The organism is Candidatus Kuenenia sp. (assembly GCF_027493735.1).
GTDB lineage: Bacteria > Planctomycetota > Brocadiia > Brocadiales > Brocadiaceae > Kuenenia > Kuenenia stuttgartiensis_A.
Window position 1 is genome coordinate 197,669 of the sequence record NZ_JAOSKF010000018.1, and the last position, 12,735, is coordinate 210,403.

Consider the following 12,735-nt stretch of genomic DNA (forward strand, 5'->3'; position numbering starts at 1 on the left):
AGGCATGATAGCTATGCAAATAATTAAAGACCTGTTTCGGAAAGATATTTATCGTAAGATAGAAGAGGTAATAAAGGTAGACCAGCATGACGAGGGAACTGTTAAAAATGAAATACAGGAATACGTGGCAACCCCGGACATCAAAGACCATTTCTGCCAGGTGTACAATGCTGTTGCTGAATACCCTTCAGAACCACATGAAGGTATTGGTATCTGGGTGTCAGGGTTTTTCGGTTCTGGTAAATCATCCTTTGCCAAGATACTTGGCTACACACTGGCAAACCGCAAAATCATAACACAGAGTGCTTCCCAATGGTTTATAGAGAACGTCCAGGATAAGCAAATCACCAATTTTCTCCAGAACATCAACTCCCGCTTCACAATTCACGCCATAATCTTTGACGTCGCCATGGACCGCGGCGTACGCACCGCCAATGAGCAGATCACGGAAATAATGTATAAAGCCCTGCTGAGAGAATTGGGATATGCCGAGGATTTTGATCTGGCGGAGCTTGAAATCACCCTGGAAGCCAAAGGCAGACTTAAGGAATTCGTCTCTCTCTTCAACAAAGAGTATAGCCCGGCTACATGGGAAGAGGAACGGGATATGGCAATGGGAATCTCTGAGGCCAGCGCTATCCTGTACAAGATGATGCCGAACGTCTTCCCACGGGAAGATAGCTGGTCAAATTCTCTTGGGATAAAGAAAGATTCCGGAAACTTCATCGGCAGGGCTGACATCACACCCAATAAACTCGCGGAGCGTGCCTTTGAGCTTATGGCCAAACGCAAACCCGGCGCTGGATTGGTATTTATTATTGATGAAGTAGGACAGTATGTATCCCGAAGTGTCCAGAAGATGTTGGATCTACAGGCAGTGGTACAGGCATTTGGCAGGGAAAGCAAAAACAGGTTTAAGGCGAAGCAAATTGTCGCACCGTGTTGGATCGTGGTAACATCACAGGAGAAGCTGAATGAGGTCGTGGATGCAATGGGGGGGAGGATTATTGAGCTTGCACGTCTGCAAGACCGATTCCCCATTCCAATAGACCTTAAGCAATCCAATATCCAGGAAGTTACAGCAAAACGCGTCCTTGAAAAGAAAGATAAAGGATATGAGAGTCTCTGTGAGTTATTTGACAAAAATGAGGGGCATCTCAAGACCTATTGCAAGCTGGAACGTACAAGCAGGAACACTACTATTACAAAAGAAGATTTTATTAACCTCTATCCGTATTTACCCTATCAAATAGAGCTGTGTATTGACATAGTCGCAGGACTCAGACAAAAACGCGGGGCACAGAAGCATATAGGCGGCAGTAACCGAACAATTATAAAGCAAGCACAGGAAATGCTTATCCATCCAAGGACAAATCTCGCTGATCAGGAGATAGGTAATCTGGTGACTCTGGACAAGGTGTATGAGCTACTCTACGCAGGAAGCCTTTTGCCTGTGGAAGTAACCCGGGAAGTGGACAGTGTTGCCAGGCACATCCACAACAACGAGATGGCACTTAAGGTAACCAAAGCTATTACACTCCTGGAAGCAGTAAAAAACCTACCCAGAACAGCGCACAACATCGCTGTTGTTTTGCATCCTTCGGTTAATTCAGGGTCCATTCTGAGTGACGTAAAGGACGCTATCACAGAACTGGAGAAGGCGCAAATAATAAGGGCATCAGAGGAAGGCTACAAACTGCTCACAGTCCAGGAGAAAAACTGGGACACAGAGCGGGCAAGTTTATCTCCAAAACCAAAACAGAGGAACATCATTAAGCAGGAGAGTATAAAGGAAATATTCAGCGCCCCAAAGACCCGCACATACAGCTACAAGGGCATGAGGACTTTCAGGGTAGGCCTCTTTATAGACGGCGAGAAAGTCGAAGAGGGGGATATACCGTTATCAATCTATATCGCAGACAACGAAAACGATTTCAAAGAGAAAAACCAGCAGTTGCGTGTGCAAAGCCGGCAAGATTCACACAACAACGAAATATTTTGGGTGTTTTCGGTAAATGAGGATATCTATCGCCTTATCGAGGAGAAGTACAGGTCTAATGAGATGATCGCTACTTACTCCAGGATTCGCGCACACAATCAAATTTCTCCGGAGCAAAGTGCATGTTTGGAGGATGAGAAACAGCGGGAAAACCGCATCCATCAGGATTTACGGAGTAAAATCACAAAAGTTATAGAATCAGGCTCCGGGTTATTCAGAGGTGTAGAAAAAGATGGAAGCGAGTTGGGAAATTCCATCTCAGAAATAATTACAGGGATGTTGGATGCCGCAGTGCCGGAACTCTACCCAAAATTGGAAATGGGTACCCGGAAAATTAAGGGAGATGAACCTGAAAAGATACTGACCGCGGCTAATCTAAAAGGACTGCCATCTATCTTTTATGATAAAGACGACGGGCTTAATCTCGTGGTAAAACACGATAACAAATATCAACCGAACATAAACGCTGAAATTGCGCAGGAGATTCTCAACTATATTAAAAATGAACACTCGTATGGTACTAAGGTCACAGGAAATTCATTGGAAGAGCATTTTCGGGGATTTGATTATGGCTGGGAAGGCGACATTCTCCGTCTGGTGCTTGCAGTGCTTTTTCGTGGAGGCGCCATTGAGGTAACCCATCAGGCTGTAAGGCACAGGGGATATAGTGACCCTGATGCACGATTACCGTTTATCAGCAATCGCGCATTCAAGTCAGCGACGTTTGCACCCCGCGAAACGCTTGATCTTAAAATGCGTGCAGATGCAGCAAAGCACTATGAGGAAATAACCGGAAATGAAGTAAACATCGAAGAAGAAGCAATCGCATCCGCATTTAAGGAGTTAGCAAAAGATGACAAAGAAATACTCCTGCCGCTTCAGGTTCAGGTCAGTGCTCTTGGGCTTCCGGTTAAAGATACACTGAGCGAATTCAGGCAGACTATAGACAGTGTATTGAACAGTGACATTGACGACTGCGTAAAGATACTTGCCGGGGAGGGCATGTCCTACAAGGAATTAAGAGAGAAAATACGCCGTCTTGCAGATGTCATGTCTGATGAAGATATGAAAAACGTCCAAAATGCCAAAGCTGCTCTCTCCACAATAATACCAATGTTGGAAAAATTGGGACTGGATGGTGAAGTTTATGAGAAGGCAGAAGCGCTTAGAATTGCACTCAATTCGGAAAACTTCTATGATAAACTTGAAGCTATCAGATTAAATACGCAGGGGATCTATGCAGTATACATAAAAGCTTATAGCGAGAAGCATGATCATCGCAAAGAAAGGGTTGAAAAGGCAATCGAATCTGTCAAAGGGCATGTTAATTTTGCTCTCCTGAGTGAGGAAGAGCAAAATATATTGTTGGCACCCTTTATCGAACGTTGTTGCGAGAAAGCGATGCTCAAAGATACCTGCGCTTGTGAAAAATGCAGGGCAACAATTGATCAGATGGATTCTGACCTGCTTGCAATTCAGGGTATGAAGGATAATGCTGCCCGACAGATAGAGAAACTTACCGATTCTGGCAAAATCGAATATCTGCGGGCGTCCGAAATTATATCAGGATATATTGAGAAAGAAGAAGACGTTGAAATTGCATTGCAAAAACTTAAGGAAAAGATGATGAAAATGCTGGCCGAAGGATACAAAATATCGTTCCAATAAAATGGAGGTAACGCCATGGGTAAGATTACCGATTACCTTCAAGAACTCATAACAAAGCAGGTGAAGGATTTCGGAATAGTGGTATGGTATGATCCGGAGAAACACTATCAGGGGATCGTTAAAACACTCAACACTGGTGCAAAACTGTTCAACTTTAACGATAGCTTCTTTGAACTCAAATACCAGTTAGAACCGATGCTTGATGGAATAACACCACCAAAAATACTGGTTTATGTCGCGAAAGAAAGGAGCGAGACTGACAACGCCCTTATAGAAATAGAGAAAGCCGGCTGTGTGCTTGAGCCGGGTCATCCGTCTATAAATCAGAATACCCGCCTTGAGGTTGTAGCACGTGCAGTGCTTAAGCCCATAATGCCAGATGCAGCAGAAAATATCTGCAAACAGATTGCATCCGGTAGTCTGACCTATGATGATGTAGAGGGTATCGCTGAACATGGAGCTGAGATTGGATCAGGAACGGTAAAATTGATCTTCGGAAGTATTGATCCGGTAGAGATTGCTTACCTATTTCTAACAAAACCGGAAATTGATGACAATATCGTCAAAAAAAACGCAATACAGGAACTTCAGGCAATTCTCAAAAACTCATTCGGCTTTGACACGACAGATAAGATTCCTGACAAGACCAGGGAAAGGTTCGTTCGGTATGTATTGCTAGGAGATTTAGTAAACAACATTGATGATGATGGCATTCCATCAGTAATATCACAAATGGACATTCCTTCACTGGAATCGCATAAGCAAAATACATCAAAACTTGCCCAGCGATGGCGAAGCGATATTGAGCATAAGGATTCTTATGTTGACGTGTCAAAGATGGTTGATCAGAAATGCAATGTTGCGGCATTCTCTATCCCACCTGAAAAGCTTGTCAAATCCCAGACATTTTTATCAACAGAAAGCAAGCTAATAGATTGGGCTTGTAAACTCATTTTAGAAAATGCTTTACTTCAAGCTACTCAATTAGTTGATGCGCAAAAAGATTCATTTTGGCCGCGTACCGAAGAAACGCTTATGTTGAAATGGAGTATCCTGGAGACCGTCGTTAGTATTTGTATCAAAACCGGGGATATAAAAAAAGAACTTAAAGGTAAAAAATATTTACCCAAAGACTTGATTAAGAATTATTGCAGAACTACTTTACCATGGTATGAGTTGGATAGGTTTCATCGTGAACTGGAACATAGATATGAGCGATATAATATAGATCTCTCGGACGAAAACAGCCCAATTGAAAAGGTCATTGCCAAAGCACGGCAATTTTATACAAACATGGCTGGTGATCTGGCAGAATTTTTACAGGATTCAGAATTCCCGGAATTTGGCTTTGGTTTTCAACTTCAACGCGATACTTTTAGCAGGGAAGTTAAGCCACTAGTTGGTAAGCATAAGATAGCATATATCTGGGTAGATGCACTGCGCTATGAAATGGCCGCGGAACTTGTATCGGGATTTGGGCCAGATTTTCACAGCGAATTGAAACCGGCTATCGCAACAATCCCAGGAATTACGGAAATGGGAATGGCATCCCTTCTCCCCGGTGCAGAAGAAAACTTTGCTATTCTGGAGAACAAAGGTAAATTGGCGGTTAGGTGCGGTGATACTATAATTACTACGCGGCAGGATAGAGTAAACTATCTGACAAAAAACTTAAAAGGACAAGTTGTTGAGGTAAAAATTGAGGCGCTTCAGAAACCACGTAAAAAACTTAAAGATCAGATTGCCGCAAGCAATTTTATATTGGTTACTTCACAGGAAATCGATGAGATATGTGAACGGGGGAATACAACGCTGGCACATCGAACCATGCAGGACATTTTAGAGCAGATTCGCAGAGCCATAGTGAATTTATCGGTACTGGGTGTTGATACCTTTATAGTTACTGCTGATCATGGTTATATATTTCTAGACGAAATCGAACCAAGCAATAAGATACAGAAACCAGGCGGAGAAGAACTCGCACTTCATCGTAGAGCATGGATTGGGAATGGCGGACAGGCAAGTAATGCGTATATACGTTTTAAAGAAAGCGATGTTGGACTCTCTGGCAATTACGATTTGGTATTCCCACGTAGAATCGCATGTTTTATGGTTAAAGGACCAGAGAATCCGTATTTCCATGGCGGAATATCGTTACAAGAGATGGTTGTTCCAATCATCAAAATCACTAAAACTGAAGTTGTACCGTTACCAACGGCGCCAGAAATCAAGATAATTTTGGAAAAAGCAAAAATCACGAACAGGCTTTTCTCTGTACAGCTTGTTTGGAAATCGCCTGCTAAACGGAAACTTCTGGGAACTTCGGAAACAAAGAAACGGGTACGAGTGGCGGTAAAATCTGGCAAGAATGATGTAGGTGAGGCAGTTCATGCAGTATATGGATACGAAGATGGAACAAAGGACATCATTTTGGAACAGAACAAACCAAACCTCGTGACAATAATGCTTACGGGAGAACCTGCTCAGAATGTTCTATATTTGGTTTTAGTGGATGCTGAAACATTGGTGGAACTTGCGCGGCTAGAAAATATAGTAGTCAACCTAATTATTTAGAGGGAATACACATGGCAATCCTTGACAAAAAAACAAATGAGTTTTTTGGAGGTAAAGTTGTTCGCAAAGACCTCGTAAGGAAGGTGAAGGTTGGCGCGAATGTGCCTGTCTATGTGCTTGAGTTTTTGCTGGGAAAATACTGCGCAACAGACGACACACAGGCAATTGAGTCAGGGCTACGCCTGGTTAATAATACTCTGGCAAAAAACTTCATTAATCCAGATGAAGCTAATAAGGCACAATCATGGGTAAAAGAGAAGGGGAGCTACACCTTCATTGATAAGGTAAAAGTCCGGCTTCTCGCCAGCGAGGATAAATACTGGGCAGAGCTTGTGAATTTCAGCAATACTCAAATCCATATTCCAGATAACTTTGTAAAACAATATGAACGGCTTCTTGAAGGCGGTATCTGGGCACAGGTTGAAATGATTTATCGCTACGATGAGGAACAGAGGGGTAAAAGAAGTCCTTTCTGGATAACGAAAATTAATCCGATTCAGCTTGCTTCGTATGATCACAATGAGTATCTGGCTGGGCGTTCCGGGTTCACAACAGAAGAATGGATTGATCTTCTGATTCGTTCTATAGGCCTGGAACCAGCGGGAATGGACAAACGTATTAAGCGGCTCTACTTATCAAGACTCATCCCGATGGTCGAAACAAACTATAATTTTGTTGAATTAGGGCCACGAGGTACAGGGAAGTCCTTTGTATACAGAGAGACAACACCCTATGCCATTTTAATTAGTGGCGGAAAAACAACGGTAGCAAACATGTTTTACAACATGAGCACCAGAAAGGTTGGGTTGGTAGGACTTTGGGATGTGGTTGCGTTTGATGAGGTAGGCGGGATTAACCTTGATGATAACTATGTCGTGGATATCATGAAGGATTATCTTGAATCTGGCTCTTTCAGTCGTGGCCGGGAAGAGATATCTGCAAAAGCAAGTGTTTGTATGTTAGGAAACATTAATCAGCCAGTTGACATTCTAGTCAAATCGAGCCATCTATTTCAACCATTTCCTGACGGACTCAAAGATCCGGCCTTAATAGATAGATTGCATTTCTATCTTCCAGGGTGGGAAATAGCAAAGATGTCCGCGGAGATGTTCACTGATCACTATGGCTTTGTGGTTGATTACCTCGCTGAAGCGTTCAGAGAACTCCGCAAGGCGAATTTCACAGAATCCGTTGATAAATACTTCGCTCTGGGAACCCACCTTAATGCCAGAGATTCCAAAGCTGTACGAAAGACAGTATCAGGCTTTCTTAAACTGCTACACCCTAACGGGGAATTCATTAAAGAAGAATTAGAAGAGTACCTGAAAATTGCATTGGAATGCAGGCGTCGGGTAAAAGAGCAATTGAAGAAAATGCTCTCTTATGAGTATAGCCATACCAGCTTTTCATATATCGATCAGGAGATACGGGAAGAGCGGTTTGTCGGTGTTCCAGAAGAAGGGGGACGTGATCTTATCTCCACAGATCCGTTACCACCGGGAAGCGCATATACGACATTTGTCGGCACTGATGGTAGAGCAGCACTCTATCGAATAGAGGTAGGTATATCGGCCGGTACGGGAAAGCTAAAAAGTTCAGGAGGACTGAGCAAGTCGATGAAAGACTCCCTATCAAGGGCTTTTGATTATCTTAAAAGCCATAAAGTTGAGTTCGGAATTGGAAGAGATATAGATACAACAGATTTTCATGTGGAAGGTGTAGACTTACTAAATACAAATATTGATTGTCAGATAGGCGTTGCCTTCTTTGTTGCAATGTATTCTGCCTTGAAAAAACGACCATTAAGGTCGGCAACATTGGTGCTCGGAGACTTAAGTATTCAGGGCAATATTAAGCCTTTACCGTCTTTGAATGAGCCACTGCAAGTAGGTATGGATAACGGAGCAAGAAGGGCTTGTATTCCCATAGAAAACAAACGCCACTTCTTTGATGTACCGGCGGATGTTGTAGAAAGAGTGGACCCGATATTTTATGGAGAACCTATGGTTGCTGCGCAGAAGGTTATGGATGATTAGCAGAAAGTATTCTTATCACGGATATAAAGAACGGTGTTTCTTCATGAATTGTCCTTCTAATTACACTTTTCTATTGCCATAACGAACTCAATGCGTAAAAAAGAAGAATTAAAATTATTGGCAAATAAATGTATTGCAATACTCATTAACAAATATCAGTTTAAAAAAGTCTTCCTTATAGGATCGCTTGTAGATGGTATTGTCCATGAAAGGTATGATATTGATTTGGTTGCCGAAGGGTTGCCTTCTGAGTTTTATATAAAAGCGCTGTCGGAATTGAACAACCTCCTGCCCCCCGGTGTCGAAATTAATCTTATTCCATTTGAAGATGCCTTTGAAAGTTTAAAGGGAAAAACAATAAAGGAAGGGGAACTTGTTTACGGATAGGGAACGACTGAAGAAGGACATTGAAATATAGTCAAACAAATAAGGTTTTCGAAAAATTTACACCTCCCAGTCCCCAGCTGTAAAGAGGGAATTAAGGGGCGTGCTTGTATAGTATGCTTAGTCAAATAAATCTGTTTTTTAGAAAGCCATTTTATTGCCAAATTCCTAAAATCATATTTGTTTGGCTATATAACTCTAAAATCTGCAAAAGGATCATACAAGAGATGGAAGAACTAATCCGTGAGTTACCTGAAAATCCCGGTTCTATTGAAACACGGGCTGCGGGAAGCATTCTTCATGATTTCTATTGTGGTATCGAAAAGATTTTTGAACGGATCGCTATTGCGGTTGACAAGAACTGGCCGGAAGGAGAAGGCTGGCATAAACAATTGCAAAGACATATGGCAATCCCTTATTAGGGAGTAAGAAGAGAGTGGCAAATTTCTGAAACCTTTGATTTTATTGGTCGGGGTGGCGGGATTTGAACCCACGACCTCTTGAACCCCATTTCTTTAAAGGTCATTTTTAGCATTTTTTATAACCAACTGGCTTTGTGTCTGTTACGACTGTAATTATTTATAACATAAAACCTTACAACATAGAAATTTTTCTGCTAGTTCCTTCTCATTCCTTTCGATTCCGCAGGGTTCGGTCACAATTTGGTCACAGTTCATTTATTTATTAAATTTACTGAAGCAGTTGCCCATGACATATATTTTGTGAAATGCCATCCAATTTCATTGTATGAATAATTCCTCCGACCTAATGTGTAATAACAATCATAAACTGTGCGATAGTAAAAATCTGAAAGAGGTGAATAGCTTTTAGCAAAAGTAGGTAAAAACTCAACAAAAGCACTATCTTTATTTGAATTTTTATATGGTTCAAAGTGCAACGACCCACCAAATTCGAATTTATTAGATTGTTTCTTTTCAGGGATACGTAAAATTTCTATCGAGAAATTTGTTAATAGATTTGAACGAGGATTTGTACGTAAGGATTTAAATACGTTTTTAATAGTATCTAATGTTTGTCTGCAACGATAAGCAATTAAACTATTAAGGATTGATTGCCAACCATAAATTGTTCCGTATCCTTCTATTTCCGATGCCAATTGCATTATTTTGATGCTATTTGTCCATGCTTTCTTAATATCACTTGATTTGAGATTCGTTTTAACTTCTATGCACGCAATTACTGAATGAAGCATGGTTAAAACGGATCCATCGGTGTTTTCAGAAAGCAATGGGTATCTTGAATCAAATATTATAATATCAATTTGTGGCGATAATATTCCTGATGGCGTGATAAAGTATCCAGTAGTAGCTTTTAATGTAAGAGGTAAGTAACGATTGAAAAATTGAATTAGTGGTAATTCGCCATTACTTCCGATCGTTTGTGAATTTGATGAGGAGGAAAGGGCACGATCTACAGACAAAAGGATTGCTTTTTCTTCTTGGTGCATAATTTGGTTTTTAGTGTTCGGAGAATGCTTAAAAGAACGTTTCATATTGAATTTTAATAATACATCTTTTGTAAAAACATTGAGAATAAATATAAAAGTTTAATGTATTGCCATTAAAAGAATAAAAAAATTTAAAACAATTTTTATATAGGCAGAAGTACATAATAAATCCAGATAATGAACATTTTATTAATTATCATAGTGTAATAGATATAGAAAATATTCACTATTCCTGTATTAAGATTCTGATTGTAATAAGAGTGAATCAAGGTCTTTGTCGGTATAAAGTTTATTGGTGAGTACAATTTGAATTGCTTTTGCCGTTAGATTAAATCCTTCCCTTAAAAGTAATACTTCCTTATCTATAGACTTTGATTGCACTATACCGCGATGAGCAGCCTTAGATCGCATTCCATAAATTTTAGTTAGTTTTTTTTTGAGATCGAGTCGTTCATCAAGTGTCTTACCCAATAAACGTGCACCTCTCATGGATATTCGATAAGTAATTTCTGTAGATTCGTCAGATTTTATCAATATTGATTCAAGAGCAATGCCCAAGTCAATAGCAGCATCTGCAAAGTCTTTGAACTCGGTCATTGCTGATCTTAACCGACTCATTGGTATAAAGAGCGAGTCCCTAAGATTTGGACTAAGATTTTCAAAAGACTCAAAGAGGGACTTTGCCAAAGAGCACTCATCATCGTTAAATTCAAGTCGAGGCCAGTATGAATCAATTTTTACCGAATGGTGAAGGTTTTTGCTATATGCCCCGGGAAAATCCAAAGGAACAAAGATCGCGTGACCAACCAATGCAGGTGGTTGTGGTCGAACAATGCCAAGAATCAACAAGGCGCGATAGGCTTTTTGCAGCGCATAAAAAAATTCATCTACCATGCCCATATAAATAGAAGGTCTATAATGCCCGCGTGGTCCCAAATGTACCGGATGCTCGAATTCAACAGTGATTGCGGCACTAATATGATGAACGTCAATCTCATGGTGCTCAATATTTTCGTCTTTAGATTGATTGAGAAATTCATTGGAAGAAAACTCACATAAGGTGACATTATTCCCAAGCTGAATTGTTTTTGGGAGTGATACTCTAGCCAATGCTAGCACTGCCGTAGCAAAAAAGGGTTCTCCGAGTAAAAGTCGTTGGATAGCAGAAATAGATTTGTTTGTATCTGTTTTCATCGAATGAATTACCAACCACTCACGTAAACGTTCAAAATTGAAAAAAATAATAATATCACCCACACAGAGACTGGCATCTTCGAATATCTTTAATTCTTTGCAATCCAAGATTGCCATGTCGAGTTCTTTAAAGAGACCTTCCTTGTTACAATCGAAATAAGCATCCCATAAATCGGTGGAATCATTAACTCTATTTGATATTGCCAAAGTGACCTCTTGGAGTATTTGCTTAATAGTTTCAAAATCAGTCATGGGTAAAAAAAAGACGAAGCAGGGTTTTAATTTTCTAAGTATTAATTAAGGAAAGTGGGGAATATTGCTATGCCTGCAACCATTCATTTATCTATACTTACCGTTGGTTAAGTAAAACGTGAGTAAAACTAAAATACCTTTCATATTAATTTTTATAAAGTCTTTATATCTTTTGTAAAAATTGACTATGTAATTTTTCTTACTGAAAGTTTTCCACGAATCCAGGCAGGGTTGCGCCTCATGTCCAAAATAGCTATAACACGAGCGATTTCTTTATCTATTTCATAGTAAATGGCAAACGGAAATCTCTTTGAAAGCATTCGATAAAAGCCAAAACGCTTACTATGCACTCCTGCATAAAGTTTGATAGATTCAAGATCAGAAATTAAACAAAGGGGGTATCCACTTGACTGTCATAAAAATTTCTTAATATATTGAGTATATATAACTTAACGGAAATAATTGAGCAATCAGCCTAAAGTACCTTAACTAATTATTTATCAAGTGGTTACAATTTGGATGGGACAGTCAAGTGGATGCTCCCCTTTAAACAATTAAAAAAATAATCACCTATCCCTTTCTCTTTTCTATCATAAAAAAGCCTTCCTTCTTCTAAATCCATTGCCGCTTCTTTTAAGACAAGCACTTTCTTTACATTCATTGACGTGTTTTTGTTTTTAATTCTTCAATAGAAATGAATTCTGCTTTGCCACTCTCAATTTTCTTTTTCCTTTTGTCAAGAATTTCTTCATGCCATGCAGGAGATTCGATTTCGTACTACTATCCATCAATTTCTTGTTTTTTATGCGTGTTTTTCAAGCTGCATAACGTTATACATATTCAATGAATTATAATTTTGGAGCATTGGGTTTTTGTCATTTGAATTTGTTTCGTATTTCGATATTCGTATTTTGCAAATTTTGGCATTACAATGTCTGCGCCTTGCCAAAGGCCAACCGAATCCTTAAAGAATTCTTCATGGCACAAGGCATCCCATAATTCTTCCATCGCCTGTAAATGTTCAACGGTAGACATTTTTTTAATTTCAGGAATAATCATAATATCTCCTTATTTATTAAGGATCAAAATACGTTATTTTTACTATACGAATATTATTTTCATACAAAAAAGATGAGTATGAATCTCTCTTATTATTTTTA

Annotated in this window: 9 protein-coding genes; 5 read left to right on the forward strand and 4 right to left on the reverse strand. The window is 39.8% G+C overall.

The features are described 5' to 3' along the window. Nucleotides 1-13 precede the first annotated feature (13 nt). The 5 genes from brxC (at nt 14) to M5U24_RS09365 (ending at nt 9,083) form a co-directional block, all read left to right on the forward strand. Nucleotides 14-3,667 carry a BREX system P-loop protein BrxC gene (brxC, locus tag M5U24_RS09345; protein ID WP_099325977.1) on the forward strand — a complete coding sequence of 1,218 codons (3,654 nt, stop codon included), beginning with the start codon at nt 14-16 and terminating at the stop codon, nt 3,665-3,667. Nucleotides 3,668-3,682: 15 nt separating this feature from the next. Continuing rightward, nucleotides 3,683-6,241 (forward strand): PglZ domain-containing protein, encoded by a 2,559-nt coding sequence (locus M5U24_RS09350; RefSeq protein WP_099325976.1) that lies wholly within the window; start codon nt 3,683-3,685, stop codon nt 6,239-6,241. An 11-nt stretch (nt 6,242-6,252) separates the two neighbouring features. Continuing rightward, nucleotides 6,253-8,277 (forward strand): protease Lon-related BREX system protein BrxL, encoded by a 2,025-nt coding sequence (gene brxL / locus M5U24_RS09355; protein WP_099325975.1) that lies wholly within the window; start codon nt 6,253-6,255, stop codon nt 8,275-8,277. 90 nt (nt 8,278-8,367) lie between these two features. Continuing rightward, nucleotides 8,368-8,664, forward strand: a complete 297-nt coding sequence (locus tag M5U24_RS09360) for a nucleotidyltransferase domain-containing protein (RefSeq protein WP_099325974.1) — start codon at nt 8,368-8,370, stop codon at nt 8,662-8,664. A 224-nt stretch (nt 8,665-8,888) separates the two neighbouring features. After that, the gene (locus M5U24_RS09365; protein WP_099325972.1) at nt 8,889-9,083 is read left to right on the forward strand and encodes a hypothetical protein; all 195 of its coding nucleotides are present in this window, start codon (nt 8,889-8,891) and stop codon (nt 9,081-9,083) included. Between the two features lie 251 nt (nt 9,084-9,334). On the opposite strand, the gene M5U24_RS09370 is transcribed toward M5U24_RS09365, so the two are convergent. From M5U24_RS09370 to M5U24_RS09385, 4 genes are all read right to left on the reverse strand, one after another. After that, entirely contained in the window at nt 9,335-10,129 is a 795-nt protein-coding gene (locus M5U24_RS09370; protein ID WP_197705214.1) for a DUF6602 domain-containing protein, read from the reverse strand. Nucleotides 10,130-10,366: 237 nt separating this feature from the next. Then, entirely contained in the window at nt 10,367-11,530 is a 1,164-nt protein-coding gene (locus M5U24_RS09375; RefSeq protein WP_157820628.1) for a HEPN domain-containing protein, read from the reverse strand. Between the two features lie 553 nt (nt 11,531-12,083). Continuing rightward, a complete protein-coding gene (locus tag M5U24_RS09380) occupies nt 12,084-12,236 on the reverse strand; it encodes a hypothetical protein (protein WP_157820627.1) in 153 nt (50 codons plus the stop codon). Between the two features lie 179 nt (nt 12,237-12,415). Then, nucleotides 12,416-12,634: a hypothetical protein gene (locus M5U24_RS09385; RefSeq protein ID WP_298202257.1), complete on the reverse strand. Its 219-nt coding sequence runs from the start codon at nt 12,632-12,634 to the stop codon at nt 12,416-12,418. Between the last annotated feature and the right edge of the window lie 101 nt (nt 12,635-12,735).

Bases quoted from the DNA above. Each gene is read 5' to 3' on its own strand.
- brxC (WP_099325977.1), top strand. From the start codon at position 14: ATGCAAATAATTAAAGACCTGTTTCGGAAAGATATTTATCGTAAGATA.
- M5U24_RS09350 (WP_099325976.1), top strand. From the start codon at position 3,683: ATGGGTAAGATTACCGATTACCTTCAAGAACTCATAACAAAGCAGGTG.
- brxL (WP_099325975.1), top strand. From the start codon at position 6,253: ATGGCAATCCTTGACAAAAAAACAAATGAGTTTTTTGGAGGTAAAGTT.
- M5U24_RS09360 (WP_099325974.1), top strand. From the start codon at position 8,368: ATGCGTAAAAAAGAAGAATTAAAATTATTGGCAAATAAATGTATTGCA.
- M5U24_RS09365 (WP_099325972.1), top strand. From the start codon at position 8,889: ATGGAAGAACTAATCCGTGAGTTACCTGAAAATCCCGGTTCTATTGAA.
- M5U24_RS09370 (WP_197705214.1), bottom strand. From the start codon at position 10,129: ATGCACCAAGAAGAAAAAGCAATCCTTTTGTCTGTAGATCGTGCCCTT.
- M5U24_RS09380 (WP_157820627.1), bottom strand. From the start codon at position 12,236: ATGAATGTAAAGAAAGTGCTTGTCTTAAAAGAAGCGGCAATGGATTTA.
- M5U24_RS09385 (WP_298202257.1), bottom strand. From the start codon at position 12,634: ATGATTATTCCTGAAATTAAAAAAATGTCTACCGTTGAACATTTACAG.